This is a genomic window from Kosakonia sp. MH5, assembly GCF_009935945.1.
Lineage (GTDB): Bacteria > Pseudomonadota > Gammaproteobacteria > Enterobacterales > Enterobacteriaceae > Kosakonia > Kosakonia radicincitans.
In genome coordinates, this window is sequence record NZ_QODH01000015.1 from 65,952 (window position 1) to 86,156 (window position 20,205).

Genomic DNA, 20,205 nt, shown 5'->3' on the forward strand with positions numbered 1-20,205 from the left:
AGTCTGTGCAGTTATTTAGTGCCGTCAAAAAATATGAGTCATTCCTTTTTTAATATGCGCTAAGCATAATCTTATTAAAGGCGCTTGCCTGTAATAAGGTGTATCTAAAGTATTGCATGGAAGAGAAGAACAGGTAAACCAGCCAGGTTCAATGTCTGGTCGCCACAAAAATGTAAAATCATTTTTTTTGCTGGTGTTTTTTTATGCTGAAATTATAAAAGACATTAAAATACATGCTATTAAAAGATGCTATCGTTGAGTGTTTTCGGGGGAGCAATTTCTTATTTCTGATAGGGTAATGGAATTTTCTTGATCCCATCAAACTTTTTCTTAATGAAAAACGAAGATTTCATATAAATCAGTTTCCCTTCATTCAGTGTTAATACGGTCAGAAATTCCTGAAATTCTCGTATTAGCATTTTATTTTTAATATTGCTGGCCGGGGAATTTCCCCGGCACGGATATTATTTTTTACTGTACTGGGCAAACCATGTCAGCATGCGTTGCCAGCCATCTTTTGCCGACTCTTCATGATAACTCGGGCGGTAGTCGGCATTAAAGGCATGGCCCGCTTCCGGGTAAATCACAATCTCGGCAGTGGCATTGGCTGCCCGCAGCGCCTGGCGCATAGTTTCCACGCTTTCGAGCGGAATGCCGGTATCCTGCGCACCGTATAAACCCAGTACCGGCGCGGTCAGATCGGTTGCGACATCTACCGGGTGGCGCGGCGAGTTGAGAGATTTCTCTCCCACCAGCTTACCGTACCAGGCTACCGCGGCTTTCAACTGCGGGTTATGCGCCGCATACAGCCAGGCGATACGGCCGCCCCAGCAAAAACCGGTGATCAACAACTGATGCGCATTGCCGCCATTGCGCGCCGCCCAACTGGCGACGTGGTCGAGATCGGCCAGCACCTGGGCATCCGGCACCTTGCTGACCAGCCCGCTCAGTAGCGTCTGGATATCGGCGAAATCATCCGGATCGCCCTGGCGGAAGTAGAGTTCAGGCGCAATGGCGAGATAACCTTCCAGCGCCAGGCGGCGGCAGAGATCGCGGATATGTTCATGTACGCCGAAAATTTCCTGTACCACAATGACAATCGGCAACGGGCCATCGGCATTTTTGGGGCGGGCATGAAACGCAGGCATATTGTCACCCTGCGTTGGAATGGAGGTTTCGCCTGCGATTAGGGCGTCCTCCGGTGTGTGAACGATGGTGGAAGCGTGAGGCGAAGCCGCAGGTGCAAAGCCCGGCTGTTTGTTGGTTGTCATGGCATTCTCCATACCCTTTTATTAGCGCTCCAATAACTATAGACGGAAGGTCTGGCGCGCGCGCAAATCCCCGTTTCATCGACTATCTTTGCTGCTGCGTAGTGAGATACAGCATGTTAATGTGATATGAATCACTAATTTATGGAAATGATATGCAAACATTTTCGTTCATGGTGACTTCAATCACGAAAACGGACAGGCGCCTTCTGTAAAGTGGCTTTTTGCCTCTCCTGATAAAACCAACCACAGAGGAGTCTGTTATGTCCAGGTCTGATGTTTTTCATCTCGGTCTCACCAAAAACGATTTACAAGGGGCTACGCTGGCGATCGTCCCTGGCGATCCGGAGCGTGTGGAAAAGATCGCCGCGCTGATGGATAAGCCGGTCAAGCTGGCATCTCACCGCGAATTTACCAGCTGGCGTGCCGAACTGGATGGCAAACCAGTTATTGTGTGTTCCACCGGTATTGGCGGTCCGTCAACCTCTATCGCCGTAGAAGAACTGGCGCAGCTTGGCATCCGCACTTTTCTGCGTGTCGGCACGACCGGGGCGATTCAGCCGCATATCAATGTTGGCGATGTACTGATTACCACCGCCTCCGTGCGCCTTGATGGCGCCAGCCTGCATTTTGCGCCGATGGAATACCCGGCGGTAGCTGACTTTGCCTGCACCACGGCGCTGGTCGCAGCGGCGGATGCGATTGGCGCAACCAAACACATTGGCGTAACGGCATCTTCCGACACCTTTTACCCTGGCCAGGAGCGTTATGACACATTCTCCGGGCGTGTGGTGAAAAGCTTTAAAGGCTCAATGGAAGAGTGGCAATCAATGGGTGTGATGAATTATGAAATGGAATCCGCGACGCTGCTGACCATGTGTTCAAGCCAGGGGCTGCGCGCCGGGATGGTGGCTGGGGTGATTGTGAATCGTACCCAGCAGGAGATCCCGAACGCAGAAACGATGAAACAGACCGAAAGCCACGCCGTGAAAATCGTGGTGGAAGCTGCGCGTCGCCTGCTGTAATTCCTCTCTCCCGGTGCCCGGTAATGCTGCATTTACCGGGCCTGACAAATCCCTTTCCGTTTCTGCGTAGCGCCTCGCAGGAAAAGCCCTTCCCAACTGGACGTTTATACAGCACAATTCCCGCTGTACGGATAAGGTCTGGAGGAGGCGTGGTGGACACTTCAATCATCGTCATGGCAGCGCTGTCGCTGGCAGGATTACTGGTCGGCTGGCTGGCTGCAAGCTGGCGCGGAGCGCAGCAGCAGGCGGAATTGCTTGCCGAGCAACGTGATGTGTTTAGTGAACTGAGCGCCGCCCGCCAGCAGTTAGTTCAGAGTGAACACTGGCGTGAAGAGTGCGAACTGCTCAATAACGAGCTGCGCAGCCTGCAACATATTAACAGCTCGCTGGAAGCCGATCTTCGTGAAGTCACCACCCGTCTGGAATCCACCCAGTTGCATGCGGAAGAGAAGCTACGCCAGATGCACAGTAGCGAGCAGCGTCTCAGCGAACAATTTGAAAACCTTGCGAACCGCATTTTTGAGCAGAGCAACCGGCGGGTGGATGAACAGAACCGCCAGAGCCTGAACGGCCTGCTAACGCCGCTGCGCGAGCAGCTCGACGGTTTTCGCCGTCAGGTGCAGGAGAGCTTTGGCCAGGAAGCGCGCGAACGCCATACGCTGGCGCATGAAATCCGCAATCTGCAACAGTTGAACGCCCAGATGGCGCAGGAGGCCATCAACCTGACGCGCGCATTGAAAGGCGATAATAAAACGCAGGGCAACTGGGGCGAAGTGGTGCTGACCCGCGTGCTGGAAGCCTCCGGTCTGCGCGAAGGGTACGAGTATGAAACCCAGGTCAGCCTGGAAAACGACAGCCGCGCGCGTATGCAGCCGGATGTGATCGTGCGCTTACCGCAGGGCAAGGATGTGGTGATTGATGCCAAAATGACGTTGGTAGCCTACGAGCGCTACTTCAACGCCGAGGATGAATTTACCCGCGAAGGCGCATTGCAGGAGCATATTGCCTCGGTACGTAATCATATTCGCCTGCTGGGGCGCAAAGATTATCAGCAGCTTCCCGGCCTGCGTAGCCTCGACTACGTTCTGATGTTTATTCCGGTGGAACCGGCATTCCTGATTGCCCTCGACAGACAGCCCGAACTGATAACGGAAGCGCTGAAGAATAACATTATGCTGGTCAGCCCGACCACGCTGCTGGTGGCGCTGCGCACCATCGCCAACCTTTGGCGCTATGAGCATCAAAGTCGCAACGCACAGCAGATTGCAGAAAGGGCGAGTCGACTGTATGACAAAATGCGCCTGTTCGTTGATGACATGTCGTCCATCGGCCAGAGCCTGGATAAAGCACAGGATAATTACCGTCAGGCGATGAAAAAACTCACCGCCGGGCGCGGCAACGTGCTGGCACAGGCGGAGGCATTTCGCGGCCTTGGCGTTGAGATCAAGCGTGAGATTAATCCAGAATTAACGGCTGAAGCGCAGGCGCAGGATGAAGAGTTTCGCCTGCGAGCAGGGCAGGAAGCGTTAAACGAATATAATGAAGACAATCAGTTAGACGATGCAACGCAGGATGAGGAACCTGGCCAGAAGGCGTCATCGGCCGGTTGAATCGTAGGGCAATTGCGTCCAATCTGATACACTTCACAAACAAATTCTTAAATAGCAGGCACTAAGATGGCGGAAGATTCAAAAGAGACAACACACTTTGGTTTTCAGACCGTCGCCAAAGAAAACAAAGCCGACATGGTGGCGCATGTTTTCCATTCGGTCGCGTCAAAATATGACGTTATGAACGATTTGATGTCGATGGGCATTCACCGTTTATGGAAGCGTTTTACCATTGATTGCAGCGGCGTACGCCGTGGGCAGAAAGTTCTCGATCTGGCTGGCGGCACTGGCGATCTGACCGCTAAATTCTCGCGTCTGGTGGGTGAAACCGGGCAGGTTGTGCTGGCTGATATCAACGACTCAATGCTGAAAATGGGGCGCGAAAAGCTGCGCAACATCGGCATTATCGGTAACGTCGAGTATGTACAGGCAAACGCAGAAGCGTTGCCGTTCCCGGATAATACCTTCGACTGCATTACCATCTCTTTCGGCTTGCGCAACGTAACGGAAAAAGAGCAAGCGCTGCGCTCCATGTTCCGCGTGTTGAAACCGGGCGGGCGTCTTCTGGTGCTGGAGTTTTCCAAACCGATTATTGAACCGCTAAGCAAAGTGTACGACGCGTACTCTTTTCATGTTCTGCCGCGCATTGGCCAACTGGTGGCAAGCGATGCCGACAGCTACCGCTATCTGGCGGAATCCATCCGTATGCATCCCGATCAGGAGACCCTGAAATCGATGATGCAGGACGCGGGTTTTGAAAACGTTGATTACTACAATCTGACCGCCGGTATTGTTGCTCTGCACCGTGGCTACAAATTCTGACAGGAGTGCGTATGCCCTTTAAGCCGATGGTGGCCGCCGGAATCGAACGCGCGTTGAATACCTTTCTCTACCGCGAAAGCGCGCTGATATCAGCGCGTCAGCGTCTGTATGGCAAAGTTTTACGCGTTGTTTTGCAGGAGTTTTCCTCGCCGTTTGTGCTGGTGTTCAGCGAACAGCAGATCGATGTCCTGAGCGAATGGGAAGGCGAGGCCGACTGTTCGGTTATCACCCAGTTGCGGGTGTTGCCGAAATTGCGCGATCGCCAGCAACTGACCGCGCTTATCCGCAGCGGCGAGCTGGAAGTACAGGGGGATATTCAGGTCGTGCAAAACCTGGTGGCGCTTGCCGATCTCGCTGAGTTCGATCCCGCTGAGGTGCTTGCTCCCTGGACGGGTGATATTGCCGCCGAGGGGATCAGTAAATTCCTGCGCGGTGGCGCGCGCTTACTGCGCCACGGCGTTCAGCGCCAACAACGCTACGTCGCTGAAGTGTTAACCGAAGAGTGGCGCGTCGCGCCGGGCGCTCTGGAAGTGGCCTGGTTTGCAGAAGAGACGGCGGCCGTGGAACGTGCGACGGAAGCATTAGCTCAGCGCCTGGATAAACTGGAGGGCAAATGACGCCAGGTGAACTGCGGCGGCTCTATTTCATCATCCAGACTTTCTTGAGTTACGGGCTTGATGAGCTCATTCCCAGAATGCGTATCACCCTGCCGCTGCGGATCTGGCGCAGGATGCTGTTCTGGATGCCTAACCGGCACAAGGATAAAGCACTTGGAGAACGGCTGCGTCTTGCGTTGCAGGAACTGGGACCGGTGTGGATCAAATTCGGCCAAATGCTCTCTACCCGCCGCGATCTTTTCCCGCCGCTGATTGCCGATCAACTGGCGATGCTACAGGATCGTGTCGCGCCATTTGACGGGCACCTCGCCAAACAGCAAATCGAAAAAGCGATGGGCGATCTGCCTGTTGAAACCTGGTTTGACGACTTCGAGATTGAACCGCTGGCGTCTGCATCGATTGCTCAGGTTCATACCGCGCGGCTGAAAGAGAGCGGCAAAGAGGTGGTGATCAAGGTGATCCGCCCGGATATTCTGCCGGTGATCAAAGCCGATCTTAAGCTTATTTACCGCCTGGCGGCGTGGGTTCCGCGCCTGCTGCCGGATGGCCGTCGTTTACGTCCGCGTGAAGTCGTGCGGGAATATGAAAAAACGCTGATCGATGAGCTGGATTTGTTGCGTGAAGCCGCCAACGCGATCCAGTTACGGCGTAATTTCGAAAACAGCCCGATGCTGTACGTGCCGGAAATCTACTCCGACTACTGTAGCCAGAATATGCTGGTAATGGAGCGCATTTACGGTATTCCGGTCTCGGATGTTGTGGCGCTGGAAAAGAACGGCACCAACCTGAAATTGCTGGCTGAGCGCGGCGTGCAGGTCTTCTTCACCCAGGTTTTTCGCGACAGTTTTTTCCATGCCGACATGCATCCTGGCAATATTTTTGTCAGCTACGATCATCCGGAAGACCCCCAGTATATCGGCATCGATTGCGGCATTGTGGGTTCGCTCAACAAAGAGGATAAACGCTACCTGGCGGAGAACTTTATTGCCTTCTTCAACCGCGATTACCGCAAAGTGGCAGAACTGCATGTCGACTCCGGCTGGGTGCCGCCGGACACCAATGTCGAAGAGTTTGAATTCGCCATTCGTACGGTGTGCGAGCCGATATTTGAGAAGCCGCTAGCGGAAATCTCCTTTGGCCACGTGCTGCTTAATCTCTTTAACACCGCTCGTCGCTTCAATATGGAAGTGCAGCCGCAACTGGTGCTGCTGCAAAAAACCTTGCTCTACATTGAAGGTGTCGGCCGTCAGCTCTATCCGCAACTCGATTTGTGGAAAACGGCGAAACCTTTTCTCGAAACGTGGATCAAAGATCAGGTGGGTATTCCTGCGCTGGTCCGGGCGTTAAAAGAGAAAGGACCGTTCTGGATAGAGAAAATGCCGGAGCTTCCTGAACTGATCTACAACGGTTTGCAGCAAGGTAAACATTTGCAGCAGAGCGTTGATAAGATTGCCAGCGAACTACAGGTTAACCATGTACGTCAGGGGCAATCCCGTTATCTGTTTGGTATTGGTGCAACATTGTTGCTTAGTGGGACGCTACTGTTGATCAATCGGCCCGACTGGGGGCTTGCTCCCTTGTGGGTTGTCGCTGGCGGTGTTGTTGTCTGGCTGGCAGGTTGGTACAAGACGCGCTAAGCCATTGGTGCATATCGGGGGCCTGAAGCACAGAAGCTGCCAACAAAGAGGCAGCGTAATGGATAATGTGTATACTGAGGCCTGTTTTTAACATCATCTGTTACAGAGGATTATGTATGGGTGGTATCAGCATTTGGCAGTTGTTGATTATTGTCGTTATCGTCGTGCTGCTGTTCGGAACGAAAAAACTCGGTTCGATTGGCTCCGATCTTGGGGCTTCCATCAAAGGCTTTAAAAAAGCCATCAGCGATGATGATAAAGAGGAAAAGCAGGATAAATCGGCACAAGATGCAGATTTCACCGCGAAATCCCTCTCTGACGATGCAAAATCCAACGACGCTAAAAAAGACGAAAAACGTCACGACAAAGAGCAGGTGTAATTCGTGTTCGATATAGGTTTTGGCGAACTGTTACTCGTTTTTATCATCGGCCTCGTTGTGCTGGGGCCGCAGCGTCTGCCTGTGGCAGTGCGTACTATTGTGGGCTGGGTCCGCGCATTACGCTCGCTGGCGACAACGGTGCAGAATGAATTGACGCAGGAGCTGAAGCTTCAGGAGTTCCAGGAAAGCCTGAAAAAGGTTGAGAAAGCGAGTCTGGAAAACCTGACGCCGGAATTAAAAGAGTCAATGGACGAACTGCGCCAGGCGGCGGAATCGATGAAGCGCTCATACAGCGTTCACGATGCGGAAAAAGCGAGCGATGAAGCAAATACCATCCATAACCCGGTGGTGAAAGAGAGCGAAGCGCAGCGCGAAGGCGTTACGCCATCTACCGCTGAGCATCAGGCCAGCGCGCCGCAGCAAGCTCCCGAAGCCGATGAAGAGAAAAAATCGCCGACGGTAAACCCCGCGGTAAAAGACACGGCTCCGGTTTCCGACTCCTCACCTTCTTCAAGTGAAAAATCCTGAACATGGCTGTAGACGATACCCAACCGCTTATTGCACATCTTATTGAGCTGCGTAAGCGTCTGCTGAACTGCATTATCGCCGTAATGGTGATTTTCCTCGCGCTGGTTTACTTCGCGAATGATATTTATCAGCTCGTTTCCGCGCCGCTCATCAAACAGATGCCGGTCGGGGCGACAATGATCGCCACGGATGTTGCCTCACCGTTTTTTACTCCGATCAAGCTGACCTTTATGGTGTCGCTGATCCTCTCGGCGCCGGTCGTTCTGTATCAGGTATGGGCATTTGTTGCTCCGGCGTTGTATAAGCATGAGCGCCGCCTGGTCGTGCCGTTGCTGATCTCCAGCTCGTTGTTGTTCTATATCGGCATGGCATTCGCCTACTTTGTGGTGTTTCCGCTGGCGTTTGGCTTCCTGACGCATACCGCGCCGGAAGGGGTGCAGGTTTCTACTGATATCGCCAGCTATCTCAGCTTCGTCATGGCGCTGTTTATGGCTTTTGGCGTCTCGTTTGAAGTGCCGGTAGCCATTGTGCTGTTGTGCTGGATGGGGGTAACCACGCCTGCCGATCTGCGACAAAAGCGTCCTTATGTGCTGGTAGGCGCATTTGTCGTTGGCATGCTTCTGACGCCGCCGGATGTCTTCTCGCAAACGCTGCTGGCGATACCGATGTACTGCCTGTTTGAAATTGGCGTCTTCTTCGCCCGCTTCTATGTCGGCAAGCGCCGTATTAGCGATGATGAGAACGACACAGAAACCAGTGAAGAGTAACTAACCGCCCGTCAGGGCGGTTTTTGTATGGGGAAGAACATGTTTGATATCGGCGTCAATCTGACCAGTTCGCAGTTTTCCAGAGATCAGCGCGAGGTGGTCGCGCGTGCGCAAGCGGCGGGCGTCAAGGGTATGTTGATAACCGGTACCAATCTGCATGAGAGTCAGCAGGCACAACAACAGGCACAGCGCTACCATCACTGCTGGTCAACAGCGGGCGTGCATCCTCACGACAGCAGCGGCTGGACGGCGGAAACCGCGCAGGCAATCCGTGCTCTGGCATCATTGCCGGAAGTGGTGGCAGTGGGAGAGTGCGGGCTGGATTTCAATCGCAATTTCTCCACGCCGCGTGAACAGGAATACGCCTTTAGCACCCAGTTGGCGCTGGCCGCTGAACTGAATATGCCTGTTTTTCTGCACTGTCGCGATGCGCATGAGCGCTTTCTGGCTTTGTTAGATCCGTGGCTGAATAAGCTGCCAGGCGCCGTGTTGCATTGCTTTACCGGCTCAGCGCAGGAGGCCAGAGATTGCCTCGATCGCGGTATGTACCTTGGGATTACCGGTTGGGTGTGTGATGAACGTCGTGGGCAGGAATTACGCGAAGTGGTGCCACTGATTCCAGCCGAGCGGCTGCTTATCGAAACGGATGCGCCTTACCTGCTGCCGCGCGATCTGGCGCCGAAGCCCGCATCGCGGCGTAATGAACCGGCGTTATTGGGGCATATTCTCGCCACGGTCGCCTCGCTGCGTGGCGAAGAGGTTCAGTGGCTGGATACGGTGACGGATAAAAACGTGCAGCGTCTGTTTGGCATCGCGTTTTAACGCCGCTTCAGGCCTTACGGAAATCGGTATTTTTGACGCTTTGCAGTACCTGCTTATTCAGCATATGCAGCAGCAACATCGAGCGTGTTTCGCCGTCAGGCTCCTTAAAGATGGCCTGCAACCCTTCAAGTGCGCCTTCGGTAATTACCACATCATCACCTGGAAAGGGCGTTTCGGGATCGGTCACGCCTTCCGGCTGATAGACCGAAAGCTGATGGATAACCGAGGGGGGAACGCGAGCCGGGTGCATACCAAAACGCACGAAGTGGCTGACGCCGCGCGTGGCGTTAATGGTGGTGGTGTGAATCACCTCGGGATCAAACTCTACAAACAAATAGTTGGGAAAAAGCGGTTCATTCACGATTGTGCGTTTGCCGCGTACGATTTTTTCCAGGGCGATCATTGGCGTCAGGCAACTGACCGCCTGGCGTTCGAGATGTTCCTGGGCGCGCTGGAGCTGGCCTCGTTTGCAGTAAAGTAGATACCAGGATTGCATAATGACTCTTTTCCGTAAGTTCGGGCGAAAGAATATCAAAACCGCAGCACGATGGCTAAGTTCATTATAACGCTCACGCCAGGCGCTGCTGAATTTCACGTCGATTTAACAAAAATACAGCAACCTCAGATTGAACACCGTATAATAAAGCGCTTATCTGGAGGCGATAATACACCGCATGAAATACAACGACCTACGCGACTTTTTGACATTGCTTGAGCAGCAAGGGGAACTGAAGCGCATCACGCTGCCGGTTGACCCTTATCTGGAAATGACCGAAATAGCCGATCGCACTCTGCGTGCCGGTGGCCCGGCGTTGCTGTTTGAGAATCCGAAAGGTTATACGATGCCGGTGCTGTGTAATCTGTTCGGTACGCCGCGTCGCGTCGCGTTAGGTATGGGGCGGGAGGATGTCAGCGCGCTGCGTGAGGTGGGTAAACTGCTGGCGTTCCTGAAAGAGCCTGAGCCGCCAAAAGGTTTCCGCGATCTCTTCGATAAGCTGCCGCAGTTTAAGCAAGTACTGAATATGCCGACGAAACGTCTGCGCGGCGCGCCCTGTCAGCAAAAAGTGCTGCAGGGCGATGAAGTTGATCTGACCACCATTCCCATCATGCAGTGCTGGCCGGACGATGCCGCGCCGCTGATTACCTGGGGGCTGACGGTGACTCGTGGACCGCACAAAGAGCGGCAGAACCTGGGGATCTATCGTCAGCAGCGGATCGGTAAAAATAAGCTGATCATGCGCTGGCTCTCCCACCGTGGCGGTGCGCTGGACTTCCAGGAGTGGCAGGCTGCGCATCCCGGCGAACGTTTCCCGGTGGCGGTTGCGCTGGGCGCCGATCCAGCGACCATTCTTGGCGCGGTAACGCCGGTGCCCGACACGCTCTCTGAATACGCTTTTGCCGGGCTATTGCGCGGTACAAAAACTGAAGTGGTGAAGTGCGTTTCCAACGATCTTGAAGTGCCTGCCAGCGCGGAAATTGTACTGGAAGGCTACATCGAGCCAGGTGAAATGGCCCCTGAAGGGCCGTATGGCGACCACACAGGTTACTATAATGAAGTTGATAACTTCCCGGTGTTTACGGTAACGCACATTACCCGGCGTGAAGACGCGATTTATCACTCCACCTATACAGGTCGTCCGCCCGATGAGCCGGCGGTGCTGGGGGTGGCGTTAAACGAAGTGTTCGTGCCGATCCTGCAAAAGCAGTTTCCGGAAATTGTCGATTTCTATCTGCCGCCGGAAGGTTGCTCCTATCGCCTGGCCGTCGTGACAATGAAGAAACAGTACGCGGGCCATGCAAAACGCGTCATGATGGGCGTCTGGTCTTTCCTGCGCCAGTTTATGTACACCAAGTTTGTGATCGTGTGCGATGACGATGTGAACGCGCGCGACTGGAATGATGTGATTTGGGCGATCACCACCCGTATGGATCCCGCGCGGGATACGGTTCTGGTGGAAAACACGCCGATTGATTACCTGGACTTTGCCTCGCCGGTTTCCGGTCTTGGCTCAAAAATGGGGCTGGATGCCACCAATAAATGGCCGGGGGAAACCCAGCGTGAATGGGGACGCCCAATCAAAAAAGATCCTCAGGTGACGGCGAGAATTGACGCCATCTGGGACGAACTGGCCATATTGAATGACGAAAATAGACCCGACAGAGAGAGCGCATGACAACCTTAAGCTGTAAAGTGACCTCGGTAGATGCCATCACTGATACCGTATATCGTGTCCGTTTAGTGCCGGAGGCGGCTTTTTCGTTTCGCGCTGGTCAGTATCTGATGGTGGTAATGGATGAGCGAGACAAGCGTCCTTTCTCAATGGCATCCACGCCGGATCAGCATGATTATATTGAACTGCATATTGGCGCGTCAGAGCTGAATCTCTATGCCATGGCGGTGATGGACCGCATTCTGAAAGACCGCGAAATTGTTATCGACATTCCGCATGGCGATGCCTGGCTGCGTGATGACGAGGAGCGCCCGATGGTGCTGATCGCGGGCGGTACTGGCTTCTCTTATGCGCGCTCGATTCTGCTGACCACTCTCGCGCAAAACCCGAACCGTGAAGTGAGCATTTACTGGGGCGGGCGTGAGGAGAAGCATCTGTACGATTTGGCCGAGCTGGAAGCCCTGTCGGTGGATCACCCGAATCTGCGTGTGGTACCGGTGGTTGAGCAGCCGGAAGAGGGCTGGCGCGGTCGCTCCGGCACGGTGCTGGCAGCGGTGATGCAGGATTTTGGTTCGCTCTCCGAACACGATATCTATATCGCAGGTCGTTTCGAGATGGCGAAGATTGCCCGTGACCTGTTCTGCAATGAGCGCGGCGCGCGTGAAGATCGCCTGTTTGGCGATGCGTTTGCTTTCATTTGATCAAAAAACCCGCCCCTGACAGGCGGGAAAAACGGCAACTACATTCTCTCTTCGCCATGCGTCCCATCGCTGCGTTGGCTGCCTTTATTCACCCCGGTCACATAGTGTATCTATGCTTCCGGGGAATCACTCAGTTGCCGCTTTGCTCTGGAACGCTTGGTTTTGAGACAGATTCGTTTAAAGCGTTATACGCGTTCAAACACCGTAGCGATCCCCTGACCTAAACCAATACACATCGTCGCCAGGCCAAGCTGGGCATCTTTGCGTTCCATCAGGTTCAGCAGCGTGGTGCTAATACGTGTACCTGAACACCCCAGCGGATGGCCGAGAGCGATTGCACCGCCGTTCAGGTTGATCTTCTCGTCGATCTGCTCCATCAGCCCCAGATCTTTTATGCACGGCAGGATCTGTGCGGCAAAGGCTTCATTCATCTCAAATAGATCGATATCGCTGGCGGTCAGTCCGGCTTTTTTCAGCGCCAGCTGCGAGGCCGGAACCGGGCCGTAACCCATGATTGACGGATCGCAGCCGACTACCGCCATTGAACGGATGCGTGCGCGCGGCGTCAGGCCCAATTCGCGGGCGCGGCTGGCGCTCATGATCAGCATCGCGGAGGCGCCATCCGACAGAGCGGATGATGTTCCGGCGGTAACCGTGCCGCTAACCGGATCAAAAGCTGGTCGCAGCGTGGACAGCGCTTCGACGGTGGTTTCCGGTCGGATCACTTCGTCATAGTTAAACTGCTTCAATACACCATCGGCATCGTGGCCGCCGGTGGGAATGATCTCGTTTTTGAACGCGCCCGATTGCGTGGCCTGCCAGGCGCGGGCGTGGGAGCGTGCACCGAATGCATCCTGCATTTCACGGCTGATGCCGTGCATGCGCGACAGCATTTCGGCGGTCAGCCCCATCATCCCCGCCGCTTTTGCGACGTTGCGGCTCATGCCTGGATGGAAATCGACGCCGTGGCTCATCGGCACGTGGCCCATATGCTCAACGCCGCCCACCAGACAAACTTGCGCATCGCCGGTCATGATCATCCGCGCCGCATCATGCAGCGCCTGCATAGATGAGCCGCACAGCCGGTTGACGGTGACGGCGGGGACGGAATGAGGGATCTCCGCTAGCAGCGCGGCGTTGCGGGCAATGTTGAAACCCTGCTCCAGCGTCTGCTGTACGCAGCCCCAGTAAATATCGTCGATGGCGCTGGCTTCCAGCGCCGGGTTACGTACCAGCAGGCTACGCATCAGATGGGCGGAGAGGTCCTCCGCGCGCACGTTGCGGAAAGCGCCGCCTTTTGAACGGCCCATCGGTGTGCGAATTGCATCGACAATGACAACCTGTTCCATTGTGACTCCTTAAGCCGTTTTTAACTCGCCCACTGGGCGCGCAGGTTCTACCGCAGGGTAATAAGGCTCGTTGCGGCGCGCTTTTTCGCGCAGCCCCGCCGGTACTTCATACAGCGGCCCGAGATGCTGATAGTGCTGTGCCATATCGAGGTATTTTGCGCTGCCAAGCGTATCCAGCCAGCGGAACGCGCCGCCGTGGAACGGCGGGAAGCCAAGACCATACACCAGCGCCATATCCGCTTCGGCAGGGCTGGCGATAATCCCTTCTTCCAGACAACGCACCACTTCATTGACCATTGGAATCATCATGCGGGCAATAATCTCTTCATCGCTGAAATCCTGTTTGCCTTTGCTGATTTCGGCCAGCATGCTGTCAACGGCGCTGTCTTCTTCTTTCTTCGGTTTGCCTTTGCTGTCTTCTTTATAGCGCCAGAAACCGAGCCCGTTTTTCTGCCCGAAACGGTGTGCGTCAAACAGCGCATCGATGGCATCGCGATAATCTTTCTGCATGCGCTGCGGGAAACCGGCCGCCATCACCGCCTGGGCGTGATGTGCGGTATCAATACCCACAACATCCAGCAGATACGCCGGGCCCATCGGCCAGCCGAACTGCTTCTCCATCACTTTGTCGACTTTGCGGAAATCCGCGCCGTCGCGCAGCAACTGGCTAAACCCGGCAAAGTAAGGGAACAGTACGCGGTTGACGAAGAAACCTGGGCAGTCATTGACCACGATCGGCGTTTTGCCCATTTTGCTCGCCCAGGCCACTACTTTGGCGATGGTTTCATCGGACGTTTTCTCTCCGCGAATCACTTCAACCAGCGGCATACGGTGTACCGGGTTGAAGAAGTGCATGCCGCAGAAATTTTCCGGGCGTTTCAGCACGCTGGCGAGTTCACTGATGGGAATGGTGGAGGTATTTGATGCCAGTACGGTATCCGGACGGACTTTGTCCTCTGTTTCCGCCAGCACCGCTTTTTTCACTTTCGGGTTTTCCACGACCGCTTCGACCACCACGTCGGCGCGTTCAAAACCGGCATACTCCAGTGTTGGCTGAATGGTCGCAATCACGCTGGCCAGTTTTAGACCATCGATTTTGCCGCGCTCGAGCTGTTTGTTCAGCAGCTTGCCTGCTTCATTAATGCCGAGTGCAAGGGATTTCTCGTTGATATCCTTCATTAATACCGGTACGCCTTTCCAGGCTGACTGGTAAGCAATGCCGCCGCCCATAATGCCTGCGCCAAGTACCGCAGCTTGTTTGGGCGTTTCGACATTTTTGGTCAGTTTCTTCGCCTGACCTTTTACATATTGGTCGTTCAGGAAAATCCCGACCAGCGCACGGGCCTCGTTGGTATGGGCGAGCGGAACGAAGCTCTGGTTTTCCAGCTTCAGCGCTTCGTCGCGGCCAAATCTTGCCGCAGCTTCAATGGTTTTGACCGCCGTGATCGGTGCCGGATAGTGCTTCCCGGCTGTTTGCATCACCATGCCTTTGGCAATAGTAAAGCTCATGGCAGCTTCAATTTTGCTGAGCTTCAGTGGCTCCAGCTTCGGCTGACGTTTTGCTTTCCAGTCCAGATCGCCGTTAATGGCCTGTCGCAGAATGGCAATGGCACCTTCACGCAGTTTTTCCGGCTTCACAATGCCATCCACCAGGCCGATTTTCAGCGCTTGTTCGGCATCGACATCTTTCCCGGCCGCGATGATTTCCAGTGCGCTGTCTGCACCCAGCAGGCGTGGCATGCGTACTGAACCGCCAAAGCCTGGCATGATACCAAGTTTGGTTTCCGGCAGGCCAATACGCAGGTCCGGCGTCGCCAGGCGATAGTCTGTCGCCAGCACGCATTCGCAGCCGCCACCGAGCGCATAGCCATTCACCGCGGAGATCGTTGGGACGGGCAAATCTTCCAGGCGGTTAAACACGCTGTTGGCAAAGTGCAGCCACTGGCTCAACTGCTCTTCCGGCACGAGGAACAGGGAGAGGAATTCGGTGATATCGGCCCCGACAATAAAGGCCGCTTTCTCTGAACGCAGCAGCAGCCCTTTTAAATCTGATTGCTTTTCCAGTACGGCCAGCGCTTCGCCAAGGCTGGCGACGGTGGCGGTATCAAGCTTGTTAACTGAGCCGGGCGCATCGAATACCAGTTCCGCGATGCCATCTTCCAGCCAGTTTAGGTACAGGTTATTGCCTTTGTAGAGCATGTCAGTCTCCTGAATCCAGCGATGATCTGGTCGTACCAGATGAAGCGGAGTGTGGTTTTTATGTTAATAAATTGCAAATAAATGATTAAAAAATTGCTAGTCGGATCACGCTCGGTGGAAATCACCCAGTGGCAGGCAGGTGTGCTAAGATGCGGAGACTTGAGGTCGCAATAAACAGAAGGAAAAACGATGGACTCACTGGCAGCGCTTTATAAAAATCATATTGTTACGTTACAGGAACGCACCCGTGATGTGCTGGCGCGCTTTAAGCTCGACGCGTTACTTATTCACTCTGGCGAGCTATTTAACGTCTTTCTTGATGACCATCCCTATCCGTTTAAAGTGAACCCGCAGTTTAAAGCCTGGGTGCCGGTGACGCAGGTGCCGAACTGCTGGCTGCTGGTGGATGGCGTGAACAAACCGAAGCTGTGGTTCTACCTGCCGGTGGATTACTGGCACAACGTTGAACCGCTGCCGACTTCCTTCTGGACCGAAGAGGTTGAGGTGATTGCTCTGCCGAAAGCGGACGGCATTGGCAGCCAGTTGCCTGCGGCGCGCGGCAATATCGCCTATATTGGCCCGGTTGCCGAACGTGCTTTGGGCCTCGACATCGCCGCCAGCAACATCAACCCGAAAGGGGTGATCGATTACCTGCATTACCACCGCGCCTACAAAACCGATTATGAACTGGCCTGCATGCGTGAAGCGCAGAAAACGGCGGTAATGGGCCATCGTGCTGCGCATGAAGCCTTTCAGTCCGGAATGAGCGAGTTCGACATCAATCTGGCTTATCTGACCGCGACCGGCCATCGTGATACCGATGTGCCTTACAGCAATATTGTGGCGCTGAACGAGCATGCATCGGTGCTGCATTACACCAAACTTGATCACCGCGCACCGGCTGAGATGCGCAGCTTCTTGCTGGATGCTGGCGCGGAATACAATGGTTATGCCGCCGACCTGACGCGTACCTGGGCGGCGAACAGCGACACCGATTATGCGCAGTTGGTGAAAGACGTCAATGAAGAACAACTGGCGCTGATCGCCACCATGAAAGCGGGCGTCAACTACGTTGAATACCATATTCAGTTCCATCAGCGTATCGCGAAGCTGCTGCGCCGCCATCAAATCATCACCGATATCAGTGAGGAAGCAATGGTTGAGCAGGACATCACCGGGCCGTTTATGCCGCACGGTATCGGCCATCCGTTGGGGCTGCAGGTGCATGATGTCGCGGGCTTTATGCAGGATGACAGCGGTACGCATCTGGCGGCTCCGTCAAAATACCCCTACCTGCGCTGCACACGTGTGATGGAGCCGCGTATGGTGTTGACCATTGAGCCGGGCATCTACTTTATTGAATCGCTGCTCTCATCGTGGCGCGAGGGGCCGCTCAGCAAACACTTCAACTGGCATAAAATTGACGCGCTAAAACCGTTTGGCGGTATCCGCATCGAAGATAACGTGGTTATCCATGAGAACAGCATTGAAAATATGACGCGGGATCAGAAGCTGGCGTAATGGAGAGCTGGCTGATACCGGCTGCGCCGGTCACCTTTAGCGAGGAGATCAAAAAGAGCCGTTTTATCACGCTGTTGGCGCATACCGACGGCGTGGAGGCGGCGAAGGCGTTTGTCGACACTGTTCGTGCAGAGCACCCGGACGCCCGCCACCATTGTGTGGCGTGGGTTGCCGGGCCGCCGGATGATTCGCAGCAGTTGGGCTTTTCTGACGATGGCGAACCGGCGGGTACTGCAGGGAAGCCGATGCTGGCTCAGTTGATGGGCAGCGGTGTCGGCGAAATTACGGCGGTGGTAGTGCGTTATTACGGCGGTATTTTATTGGGAACCGGCGGGCTGGTGAAAGCCTACGGTGGCGGTGTCCAGCAGGCGCTTAATCAACTCGCGACAACCCGCAAAATGCCGTTAACCGAATATACTTTGTGGTGTGATTACGCACAGTTGAGCGGAGTCGAAACGTTGCTTGAGCAATTTGAGGGGAAAATTGTTGCGAGCGAGTATCAGGCTTCCGTGTATCTGCGGGTGGCGCTTCCTCACAGCAGACTGGACGCATTTTCGGCAAGGCTCGCTGATTTTAGTCGTGGCACATTGCAATTGTTAAAAACTGAAGAATAATCCCCACCTGATTTTCTGAACACCTAAGGAAGCGGCAGAGATGCATTTTCGCGCCATAACCCGAATCGTTGGACTGCTGGTCATCCTCTTTTCCGGAACGATGATCTTACCTGGACTGGTAGCCCTTATTTACCGTGATGGCGCGGGCCGTGCATTCACGCAAACCTTCTTCGTCGCACTGGTGATTGGTTCCATTCTTTGGTGGCCGAACCGCCGCGAGAAAGGGGAGTTGAAATCCCGAGAAGGTTTTTTGATCGTCGTGCTGTTCTGGACGGTGCTGGGGAGCGTGGGGGCATTGCCGTTCGTCTTTTCCGAAAGCCCGAATCTGACGGTAACGGATGCTTTTTTTGAATCCTTCTCCGGCCTGACAACGACCGGGGCAACCACGCTGGTTGGGCTGGATTCACTGCCGCACGCGATTCTTTTCTATCGTCAGATGCTGCAATGGTTCGGCGGGATGGGGATCATCGTGCTGGCGGTGGCCATCCTGCCAATTCTGGGCGTGGGTGGGATGCAGCTCTATCGCGCCGAAATGCCGGGGCCGCTGAAAGATAACAAAATGCGCCCGCGTATTGCAGAGACGGCGAAAACCCTATGGCTTATTTATGTGTTGCTTACGGTCGCATGCGCGCTGGCGCTATGGTTTGCCGGAATGTCAGCTTTTGACGCCATTGGGCATAGTTTTGCCACCATCGCGATTGGCGGTTTCTCTACGCATGATGCCAGCATTGGCTATTTCAACAGCCCTACTATCAACACCATCATTGCTATCTTCCTGCTGATTTCCGGGTGTAACTACGGTTTGCACTTCTCGTTGCTGAGCGGGCGTAGCCTGAAAGTTTACTGGCGCGATCCGGAATTCAGAATGTTTATCGGCGTACAACTGACGCTGGTGGTCATCTGCACCGTGGTGTTGTGGTTCCACAATATCTACAGCTCGGCATTGACGACGATTAACCAGGCTTTCTTCCAGGTGGTCTCGATGGCGACTACGGCCGGATTTACGACCGACAGTATCTCCCGCTGGCCGCTTTTCTTGCCGGTATTGTTGCTCTGTTCCGCTTTTATCGGCGGCTGCGCCGGTTCGACGGGCGGTGGTCTGAAGGTGATCCGCATACTGTTGCTGTTTAAGCAGGGCAACCGCGAACTGAAACGACTGGTGCATCCCAATGCGGTGTACAGCATTAAGTTGGGGAATCGTGCATTGCCGGAACGTATTCTTGAAGCGGTGTGGGGCTTCTTCTCCGCTTATGCGCTGGTCTTTATCGTCAGCATGCTGGCGATCATCGCCACGGGGGTTGATGATTTTTCAGCATTTGCCTCTGTGGTTGCGACGCTCAATAACCTTGGGCCGGGGCTGGGCGTGGTAGCGGATAATTTTGCCAGCATGAATCCGGTCGCCAAATGGGTACTCATCGCGAATATGCTGTTTGGTCGTCTGGAGGTCTTCACGCTGCTGGTACTGTTTACCCCGACCTTCTGGCGCGAATAATGGAGTGTGACGTGAAAACATTAATTCTTTTCTCGACCCGGGATGGGCAAACGCGGGAGATTGCTTCTTATCTGGCTTCAGAGCTTAACGATCTTGGCGTCTGTGCGGATGTGGTTAACCTGAACCGCACACAAGAGATTGACTGGAGTAAATATGAGCGGGTGGTCATTGGTGCGTCCATTCGCTATGGGCACTTTCATCCGGCGTTGGCCAATTTTGTGAAAAAGCACCTCTCACAATTAAACAAGCTGCCAGGGGCTTTCTTCTCCGTCAACCTGGTTGCGCGCAAACCGGAGAAAAGCTCGCCGCAAACGAACAGCTATACGCGTAAGTTTTTGCTGTCGTCGCCCTGGCAGCCGGATCGCTGCGCCGTATTTGCCGGTGCGCTGCGTTACCCGCACTATCGATGGTACGACCGACTGATGATCCAACTGATTATGAAGATGACGGGCGGCGAAACGGATAGACGTAAAGAAGTTGTCTATACCGACTGGCAGCAAGTGGCGAATTTTGCCCGTGAAATAGCTCAGTTAAACAGCAAAGCGGGCGTTTAACGGGCGCTGTGCCTGAAAAATGAGCGAACGATAATTTTTTTGAATTTTATGCTTGTCAGCCAGAATTATCTCCCTATAATGCGCCTCCACTGACACGGCACAACGGCATACACACCGGCCTGTCAGGT

General features: G+C 54.4%; 19 protein-coding genes. 15 read left to right on the forward strand and 4 right to left on the reverse strand.

Annotation, left to right across the window (positions count from 1 at the left end; all coding sequences use genetic code 11):
• Nucleotides 1-464 precede the first annotated feature (464 nt).
• On the reverse strand, nucleotides 465-1,271 hold the full coding sequence (locus DK872_RS25025; RefSeq protein ID WP_161518937.1) for a dienelactone hydrolase family protein: 807 nt from the start codon (nucleotides 1,269-1,271) through the stop codon (nucleotides 465-467).
• Between the two features lie 260 nt (nucleotides 1,272-1,531).
• Here DK872_RS25025 and udp point away from each other — a divergent pair, with 260 nt between their 5' ends.
• The 9 genes from udp (at nucleotide 1,532) to tatD (ending at nucleotide 9,476) form a co-directional block, all read left to right on the forward strand.
• Nucleotides 1,532-2,293, forward strand: a complete 762-nt coding sequence (gene udp, locus DK872_RS25030; RefSeq protein ID WP_035889531.1) for a uridine phosphorylase — start codon at nucleotides 1,532-1,534, stop codon at nucleotides 2,291-2,293.
• Between the two features lie 152 nt (nucleotides 2,294-2,445).
• Nucleotides 2,446-3,903 carry a DNA recombination protein RmuC gene (gene rmuC, locus DK872_RS25035; protein ID WP_035889556.1) on the forward strand — a complete coding sequence of 486 codons (1,458 nt, stop codon included), beginning with the start codon at nucleotides 2,446-2,448 and terminating at the stop codon, nucleotides 3,901-3,903.
• A 66-nt stretch (nucleotides 3,904-3,969) separates the two neighbouring features.
• Nucleotides 3,970-4,725 (forward strand): bifunctional demethylmenaquinone methyltransferase/2-methoxy-6-polyprenyl-1,4-benzoquinol methylase UbiE, encoded by a 756-nt coding sequence (gene ubiE, locus DK872_RS25040; RefSeq protein WP_035889530.1) that lies wholly within the window; start codon nucleotides 3,970-3,972, stop codon nucleotides 4,723-4,725.
• Nucleotides 4,726-4,736: 11 nt separating this feature from the next.
• On the forward strand, nucleotides 4,737-5,342 hold the full coding sequence (locus tag DK872_RS25045; RefSeq protein ID WP_035889528.1) for an SCP2 domain-containing protein: 606 nt from the start codon (nucleotides 4,737-4,739) through the stop codon (nucleotides 5,340-5,342).
• Nucleotides 5,339-6,979, forward strand: a complete 1,641-nt coding sequence (ubiB, locus tag DK872_RS25050) for a ubiquinone biosynthesis regulatory protein kinase UbiB (protein ID WP_007369137.1) — start codon at nucleotides 5,339-5,341, stop codon at nucleotides 6,977-6,979. The genes DK872_RS25045 and ubiB overlap by 4 nt, the downstream gene beginning before the upstream one ends.
• Before the next feature lie 116 nt (nucleotides 6,980-7,095).
• Entirely contained in the window at nucleotides 7,096-7,359 is a 264-nt protein-coding gene (gene tatA / locus DK872_RS25055) for a Sec-independent protein translocase subunit TatA (RefSeq protein ID WP_007369136.1), read from the forward strand.
• 3 nt (nucleotides 7,360-7,362) lie between these two features.
• On the forward strand, nucleotides 7,363-7,887 hold the full coding sequence (gene tatB / locus DK872_RS25060; protein ID WP_007369135.1) for a Sec-independent protein translocase protein TatB: 525 nt from the start codon (nucleotides 7,363-7,365) through the stop codon (nucleotides 7,885-7,887).
• Between the two features lie 2 nt (nucleotides 7,888-7,889).
• Complete coding sequence (gene tatC, locus DK872_RS25065) at nucleotides 7,890-8,654, forward strand: Sec-independent protein translocase subunit TatC (protein ID WP_007369134.1); 765 nt, start codon at nucleotides 7,890-7,892, stop codon at nucleotides 8,652-8,654.
• A gap of 39 nt (nucleotides 8,655-8,693) precedes the next feature.
• Nucleotides 8,694-9,476 carry a 3'-5' ssDNA/RNA exonuclease TatD gene (gene tatD / locus DK872_RS25070; RefSeq protein WP_090398677.1) on the forward strand — a complete coding sequence of 261 codons (783 nt, stop codon included), beginning with the start codon at nucleotides 8,694-8,696 and terminating at the stop codon, nucleotides 9,474-9,476.
• A 7-nt stretch (nucleotides 9,477-9,483) separates the two neighbouring features.
• Here tatD and rfaH read toward each other — a convergent pair whose 3' ends face one another.
• Complete coding sequence (gene rfaH / locus DK872_RS25075; RefSeq protein WP_035889526.1) at nucleotides 9,484-9,972, reverse strand: transcription/translation regulatory transformer protein RfaH; 489 nt, start codon at nucleotides 9,970-9,972, stop codon at nucleotides 9,484-9,486.
• A 178-nt stretch (nucleotides 9,973-10,150) separates the two neighbouring features.
• On the opposite strand from rfaH, the gene ubiD reads away from it, so the two are divergent.
• Both ubiD and fre read left to right on the forward strand, forming a co-directional pair.
• On the forward strand, nucleotides 10,151-11,650 hold the full coding sequence (gene ubiD / locus DK872_RS25080; RefSeq protein ID WP_007369131.1) for a 4-hydroxy-3-polyprenylbenzoate decarboxylase: 1,500 nt from the start codon (nucleotides 10,151-10,153) through the stop codon (nucleotides 11,648-11,650).
• Complete coding sequence (gene fre / locus DK872_RS25085) at nucleotides 11,647-12,348, forward strand: NAD(P)H-flavin reductase (protein WP_035941924.1); 702 nt, start codon at nucleotides 11,647-11,649, stop codon at nucleotides 12,346-12,348. Before ubiD ends, fre begins: the two co-directional genes overlap by 4 nt.
• Nucleotides 12,349-12,533: 185 nt before the next feature.
• On the opposite strand, the gene fadA is transcribed toward fre, so the two are convergent.
• Both fadA and fadB read right to left on the reverse strand, forming a co-directional pair.
• A complete protein-coding gene (fadA, locus tag DK872_RS25090; RefSeq protein ID WP_149289290.1) occupies nucleotides 12,534-13,697 on the reverse strand; it encodes an acetyl-CoA C-acyltransferase FadA in 1,164 nt (387 codons plus the stop codon).
• 9 nt (nucleotides 13,698-13,706) lie between these two features.
• Nucleotides 13,707-15,896, reverse strand: a complete 2,190-nt coding sequence (fadB, locus tag DK872_RS25095; RefSeq protein WP_035889522.1) for a fatty acid oxidation complex subunit alpha FadB — start codon at nucleotides 15,894-15,896, stop codon at nucleotides 13,707-13,709.
• 189 nt (nucleotides 15,897-16,085) lie between these two features.
• Between fadB and pepQ the strand changes: the two genes are divergently transcribed.
• The 4 genes from pepQ to hemG are packed head-to-tail and all read left to right on the forward strand — an operon-like array spanning nucleotide 16,086 to nucleotide 20,077.
• Nucleotides 16,086-17,417 (forward strand): Xaa-Pro dipeptidase, encoded by a 1,332-nt coding sequence (gene pepQ / locus DK872_RS25100; protein ID WP_161518938.1) that lies wholly within the window; start codon nucleotides 16,086-16,088, stop codon nucleotides 17,415-17,417.
• Nucleotides 17,417-18,031, forward strand: coding sequence for an IMPACT family protein (locus tag DK872_RS25105; protein ID WP_007369126.1), 615 nt, complete (start codon nucleotides 17,417-17,419; stop codon nucleotides 18,029-18,031). The genes pepQ and DK872_RS25105 overlap by 1 nt, the downstream gene beginning before the upstream one ends.
• 40 nt (nucleotides 18,032-18,071) lie before the next feature.
• Complete coding sequence (gene trkH / locus DK872_RS25110; protein ID WP_161518939.1) at nucleotides 18,072-19,523, forward strand: Trk system potassium transporter TrkH; 1,452 nt, start codon at nucleotides 18,072-18,074, stop codon at nucleotides 19,521-19,523.
• Nucleotides 19,524-19,534: 11 nt separating this feature from the next.
• A complete protein-coding gene (gene hemG, locus DK872_RS25115; protein ID WP_007369124.1) occupies nucleotides 19,535-20,077 on the forward strand; it encodes a menaquinone-dependent protoporphyrinogen IX dehydrogenase in 543 nt (180 codons plus the stop codon).
• Nucleotides 20,078-20,205 lie beyond the last annotated feature (128 nt).

What these genes read in the sequence shown, in the direction of transcription:
- DK872_RS25025 (WP_161518937.1), bottom strand. Translation starts at nt 1,271, where the DNA reads ATGACAACCAACAAACAGCCGGGCTTTGCACCTGCGGCTTCGCCTCAC.
- udp (WP_035889531.1), top strand. Translation starts at nt 1,532, where the DNA reads ATGTCCAGGTCTGATGTTTTTCATCTCGGTCTCACCAAAAACGATTTA.
- ubiE (WP_035889530.1), top strand. Translation starts at nt 3,970, where the DNA reads ATGGCGGAAGATTCAAAAGAGACAACACACTTTGGTTTTCAGACCGTC.
- DK872_RS25045 (WP_035889528.1), top strand. Translation starts at nt 4,737, where the DNA reads ATGCCCTTTAAGCCGATGGTGGCCGCCGGAATCGAACGCGCGTTGAAT.
- ubiB (WP_007369137.1), top strand. Translation starts at nt 5,339, where the DNA reads ATGACGCCAGGTGAACTGCGGCGGCTCTATTTCATCATCCAGACTTTC.
- tatA (WP_007369136.1), top strand. Translation starts at nt 7,096, where the DNA reads ATGGGTGGTATCAGCATTTGGCAGTTGTTGATTATTGTCGTTATCGTC.
- tatC (WP_007369134.1), top strand. Translation starts at nt 7,890, where the DNA reads ATGGCTGTAGACGATACCCAACCGCTTATTGCACATCTTATTGAGCTG.
- tatD (WP_090398677.1), top strand. Translation starts at nt 8,694, where the DNA reads ATGTTTGATATCGGCGTCAATCTGACCAGTTCGCAGTTTTCCAGAGAT.
- rfaH (WP_035889526.1), bottom strand. Translation starts at nt 9,972, where the DNA reads ATGCAATCCTGGTATCTACTTTACTGCAAACGAGGCCAGCTCCAGCGC.
- ubiD (WP_007369131.1), top strand. Translation starts at nt 10,151, where the DNA reads ATGAAATACAACGACCTACGCGACTTTTTGACATTGCTTGAGCAGCAA.
- fre (WP_035941924.1), top strand. Translation starts at nt 11,647, where the DNA reads ATGACAACCTTAAGCTGTAAAGTGACCTCGGTAGATGCCATCACTGAT.
- fadA (WP_149289290.1), bottom strand. Translation starts at nt 13,697, where the DNA reads ATGGAACAGGTTGTCATTGTCGATGCAATTCGCACACCGATGGGCCGT.
- fadB (WP_035889522.1), bottom strand. Translation starts at nt 15,896, where the DNA reads ATGCTCTACAAAGGCAATAACCTGTACCTAAACTGGCTGGAAGATGGC.
- pepQ (WP_161518938.1), top strand. Translation starts at nt 16,086, where the DNA reads ATGGACTCACTGGCAGCGCTTTATAAAAATCATATTGTTACGTTACAG.
- DK872_RS25105 (WP_007369126.1), top strand. Translation starts at nt 17,417, where the DNA reads ATGGAGAGCTGGCTGATACCGGCTGCGCCGGTCACCTTTAGCGAGGAG.
- trkH (WP_161518939.1), top strand. Translation starts at nt 18,072, where the DNA reads ATGCATTTTCGCGCCATAACCCGAATCGTTGGACTGCTGGTCATCCTC.